Annotated in this window: 6 protein-coding genes; 3 read left to right on the top strand and 3 right to left on the bottom strand. The window is 71.8% G+C overall.

Annotated features, from left to right (window positions below; all coding sequences use genetic code 11):
- Positions 1-263: FAD-binding protein (locus C1J00_RS39905; RefSeq protein WP_146046359.1), on the top strand; the 263-nt coding region annotated here is incomplete at its 5' end.
- A gap of 96 nt (positions 264-359) precedes the next feature.
- Here the strand turns inward: C1J00_RS39905 and C1J00_RS39900 are convergent.
- From C1J00_RS39900 to C1J00_RS39890, 3 genes are all read right to left on the bottom strand, one after another.
- Positions 360-1,022: a class I SAM-dependent methyltransferase gene (locus tag C1J00_RS39900; protein WP_102913747.1), complete on the bottom strand. Its 663-nt coding sequence runs from the start codon at positions 1,020-1,022 to the stop codon at positions 360-362.
- Between the two features lie 98 nt (positions 1,023-1,120).
- A complete protein-coding gene (locus tag C1J00_RS39895; protein WP_102913746.1) occupies positions 1,121-1,372 on the bottom strand; it encodes a glycine zipper domain-containing protein in 252 nt (83 codons plus the stop codon).
- A gap of 111 nt (positions 1,373-1,483) precedes the next feature.
- Positions 1,484-1,687: a cold-shock protein gene (locus C1J00_RS39890; RefSeq protein ID WP_003992177.1), complete on the bottom strand. Its 204-nt coding sequence runs from the start codon at positions 1,685-1,687 to the stop codon at positions 1,484-1,486.
- A gap of 321 nt (positions 1,688-2,008) precedes the next feature.
- Here C1J00_RS39890 and C1J00_RS39885 point away from each other — a divergent pair, with 321 nt between their 5' ends.
- Both C1J00_RS39885 and C1J00_RS39880 read left to right on the top strand, forming a co-directional pair.
- On the top strand, positions 2,009-2,857 hold the full coding sequence (locus C1J00_RS39885; RefSeq protein ID WP_102913745.1) for a menaquinone biosynthetic enzyme MqnA/MqnD family protein: 849 nt from the start codon (positions 2,009-2,011) through the stop codon (positions 2,855-2,857).
- 93 nt (positions 2,858-2,950) lie between these two features.
- On the top strand, positions 2,951-3,858 hold a 908-nt coding region (locus C1J00_RS39880; protein WP_146046358.1), incomplete at its 3' end, for a serine/threonine-protein kinase.

The raw sequence follows: 3,858 nt of genomic DNA, 5'->3' as shown, positions 1-3,858 counted from the left end.
ACCCCTGCCTGGCGCCCCTCTGGCTCCCCCCGTACCACGCCTTCCGCATCGTTCCCGGCGACCTCGGCACGAAGGGCGGCCTCCGCACGGACGCCCGGGCCCGGGTCCTGCGCGAGGACGGCTCGGTCATCCCCGGCCTGTACGCGGCGGGAAACGCCAGCGCGGCCGTCATGGGCCACAGCTACGCGGGCGCGGGCTCGACGATCGGCCCGGCGATGACCTTCGGGTACATCGCGGGGAGGGATGTGGCGGGGGTGTCGTAGGGCGGCGTTCCGGTTGGTGCCGGTTGGTGCCGGGGGCCTCCGGCCCGGGTACGAGGTCCGGTGACGCGTCCTCGCGGACGCCCTCAGGCAGCCGTCTCAGCCAGCCGTCTCAGGCGGCTTGCGGGCCACGAGGGACGCCTGGGCGACCGGTTCGCCGCCTGCCGCGTCCGGTTCGCGCACCGTCCGGGCGCGGAGGGTGAAACCGGCCGCTCGCAGCAGGGCGGCGACGGGCTCAGGCCGGCGCCGCAGGAAGGTCAGGGACACGTCGTGGCCGAACGCTCCCTCGTAGCGCCGGTGTTCGTCACCGAACTGGAAGCCGAGGAGCAGATGCCCGCCGGGGCGCAGCACGCGGTGGAAACCGGCGAAGAGCGCGGGCAGGTGCTCCTCGGGTGTGTGGATGATCGAGTACCAGGAGACGACACCGTCGAGCGAGGAGTCCGGCAGGTCGAGCTCCAGCATCGAGCCCCGCACGAACCGCAGGTCCGGGTTCTCGCGGCGGGCGATCGCGAGCATCGACTCCGACAGGTCCAGCCCGAACACCGACAGCCCCTGGGACGCCAGGTAGGCCGTCACCCGCCCGGGTCCGCATCCCAGGTCGGCGACCTCGCCCCCCTCACCCACCAGCCCCGCGAAACCGTGGAGCACGCCCCGGTCCAGGGGCGTCCCCGGGCGCAGATCCTGGAAGTGGGCGGCGTAATCCTCGGCCAGGGCGTCGTAGAACACACGGGTCTCGGTCACGAAGTCAGGGGCGTCGGCCATGGCCGGAGACCCTAGCGCGGCGCCCGTTCCGGCCGGGCGCCCGTCGGCCACCTTCGAACCTCGGCAGTCCGACCGGCCGCCGGGCCCGTGTCCGCCGCCTACTGCTCGCTCTGCTTCCCGTCCCCCTGGTTCCCCCGTGCCCGGGCCGCGCCGATGCCGGCGCCCGCTCCGATCGCCGTGCCGAAACCGAGGCCCAGGGCCAGGCCGAGGGCGAGGTTGTCGAAGACGGTCATGCCGAGCACGAGCCCTATGGCCGCGCCGAGGGACAGGCCGGACGACAGGCCTGTGGCCAGGGCCTTGTCGGCGGGTGTGCCGCCGGCCTCCCCGCTGTTCTCCGGATCTTTCCGCATCCGCCCATCGTCCCACGGCCCAAAATTCGCCGGGAATTCACCGGCCGGCAGGGCCGGGAAAGGGCAGGAGCCCCGTCGCCTTACGGCGCGGGGCTCCTTGGGTACTACAAATCAGACCGGCGTGACGTTCTCAGCCTGCGGGCCCTTCGGACCCTGCGTGACGTCGAAAGACACCTGCTGGTTCTCCTCGAGCGAGCGGAAGCCACTCGCATTGATCGCGGAGTAGTGGACGAAGACGTCGGGGCCGCCGCCCTCTTGGGCGATGAAACCAAAGCCCTTTTCGGCGTTGAACCACTTCACGGTTCCGGTAGCCATAAGCCCTCCTTGGGCCCAAAAGGGTTGCCCTGCTCCAGAACCAGCAAGTGTGAAGATGAATTCCGCACAAGTGCATATGTCTGTGAATGACGAGAGCCCGCGGTCACATGCTCCGCAGGCTCTGTACTGCAAGGGAAACCAAACTGCAACTTGCGATGAGCCTAGCACGCAGGCACCGGAATGCAATAGGGGTCAAGATCACGTCACCCGAATGTTTGAACAAGCCGCGGCCGACTGGCGGTAGGAGGCGCCCACGGCAGGTCACACCCCGGTGACGGGGTCGCGCGCCGGTCCGTACGCCGTGAGGGCTAGCCTCACGATGTGGACAATCCTCGCACCCGGCCGCGCGTCGGCCACATCCAGTTCCTGAACTGCCTGCCCCTGTACTGGGGGCTCGCGAGAACAGGCACGCTCCTCGACTTCGAGCTCTCCAAGGACACCCCGGAGAAGCTCAGCGAGAAGCTGGTGCAGGGCGAACTCGACATCGGTCCGATCACCCTCGTCGAGTTCCTCCGGCACGCGGACGACCTGGTCGCCTTCCCCGACATCGCCGTCGGCTGCGACGGGCCGGTGATGTCCTGCGTGATCGTCTCGCAGGTCCCCCTGGACCGGCTGGACGGCGCCCGCGTCGCCCTCGGGTCGACCTCCCGCACCTCCGTCCGCCTCGCCCAGCTGCTCCTCGCCGAGCGCTACGGCGTCCAGCCGGACTACTACACCTGCCCGCCCGACCTCAGCCTGATGATGCAGGAGGCCGATGCCGCCGTCCTCATCGGTGACGCGGCGCTGCGCGCGAACATGCTCGACGGGCCGCGCTTCGGCCTGACCGTGCACGACCTGGGCGCACTGTGGAAGGAATGGACGGGCCTGCCGTTCGTCTTCGCGGTCTGGGCGGCCCGCCGCGACTACCTGGAGCGTGAGCCCGTCATCACCCGCCGGGTGCACCAGGCCTTCCTCGACTCCCGCAACCTCTCCCTGGAGGAGGTCGGCAAGGTCGCCGAGCAGGCCGCCCGCTGGGAGGCCTTCGACGAGGAGACCCTCGCCCGCTACTTCACGACCCTCGACTTCCGCTTCGGCGACCCGCAGCTGGCGGCGGTCGCCGAGTTCGCCCGGCGGGTCGGCCCGACGACCGGCTTTCCGGCGGACGTGAAGGTGGACCTGCTCCAGCCGTGAGCCGGGCGGTGCTCCCGCACTACTCTGCTGGGGAGTGCAGGCGTACCGGGACCGGAGTCGTCCCCGCCTGCCCACGGGGGAGGGGTGACGCCCATGCGGCCGCTCGACGTCGACGAACCCACCGTCGTGGGGCCCTACCGGCTGCTCGGCCGGCTGGGCTCCGGCGGCATGGGCCGGGTCTACCTGGGCCGCAGCGCCGGTGGCCGTACGGTCGCCGTGAAGATCGTGCATCCGCACTTCGCCCTGGACGAGGAGTTCCGGGCGCGTTTCCGGCGCGAGGTCGACGCCGCGCGCCGGGTGGGCGGTGCCTGGACGGCGTCCGTCCTGGACGCGGACCCGGGCGCGCGGGTGCCGTGGGTGGCGACGGCGTACGCCGCCGGTCCGTCGCTGTCGGCCGCGGTCGCCGACGGCGGGCCCCTGCCGGTCCACACCGTACGGGCGCTGGGCGCGGGGCTCGCGGAGGCGCTGGCGGCGGTGCACGAGCTGGGGCTGGTGCACCGGGACGTGAAGCCGTCGAACGTCCTGCTGACCCTGGACGGCCCGCTGCTGATCGACTTCGGGATCGCCCGGGCCACGGACGGCACGGCGTCCCTCACGTCCACCGGTGTGTCCATCGGCTCGCCCGGCTACATGTCGCCCGAGCAGATCCTGGGCCAGGGCGTCACGGGAGCCGCCGACGTCTTCTCACTGGGCGCGGTTCTCGCGTTCGCGGCGACCGGCCTGCCGCCCTTCCCCGGGGACTCCTCCGCCGCCCTGCTCTACAAGGTCGTCCACGAGGAGCCGGAACTCGGTCTGCTGGACGGGGAGTTGCGGGGCCTGACAGCGGAGTGCCTCGCGAAGGACCCGGACACGCGACCCGCCCCCGCGGAGCTGGCCCGCCGACTGGCCACCGAGGGCGCGGCCCGGCTGGTGGCGGGCGGGTGGCTGCCCGGAGCGCTGGTGGAGCAGGTGAGCCGGAGTGCCGTGCGGCTGCTGAACCTGGAGGTGACGGGGGCCGGGGC

Origin of the sequence: Streptomyces cahuitamycinicus, assembly GCF_002891435.1 — a bacterium.
Lineage (GTDB): Bacteria > Actinomycetota > Actinomycetes > Streptomycetales > Streptomycetaceae > Streptomyces > Streptomyces cahuitamycinicus.
The sequence above is the reverse complement of the archived record's forward strand: the minus strand, read 5'-3'. Positions and strand labels throughout refer to the sequence as shown.